The following is a 304-nucleotide window of genomic DNA, read 5'->3' as shown; positions in this document are numbered from 1 at the left end:
TAAGTGCATTGAAGGGTCATCCAAGCTACCAAATATTAGTTGTAAGTGATCTTGTGCCTAACATGTCATCTCGCGAATTTTTGTCTGAATTAAGACGCTGCATTTCAGCAACAATTCAGATTCTTGTGGTGAGCGAAAGCCCTCAAGCGGGGGATGTTCAGGAGTATAGTGAGATAGGTGTGCAAGGACTGCTGTCGCGCAGTAATTTTGCGCATCTTGGGGTGCAAACCGTCAACTATATGCTTCAAACTGACCGAACGCTTGGTCACAAGCGAAAAAGCATAGTGACGCGCTATAGTGTTAT

At 44.7% G+C, this 304-nt stretch carries 1 protein-coding gene; it reads left to right on the top strand.

All coding sequences use genetic code 11. The annotated features are described in order from the left end of the window. Window positions 1-53 precede the first annotated feature (53 nt). The coding region (locus A3739_RS30780) for a hypothetical protein (RefSeq protein WP_231877036.1) at window positions 54-304 on the top strand (251 nt) is incomplete at its 3' end.

This window comes from Oleiphilus sp. HI0067, assembly GCF_001635735.1.
Note: the sequence above shows the minus strand (reverse complement) of the source record. Positions and strands in the feature narration are given on the sequence as shown.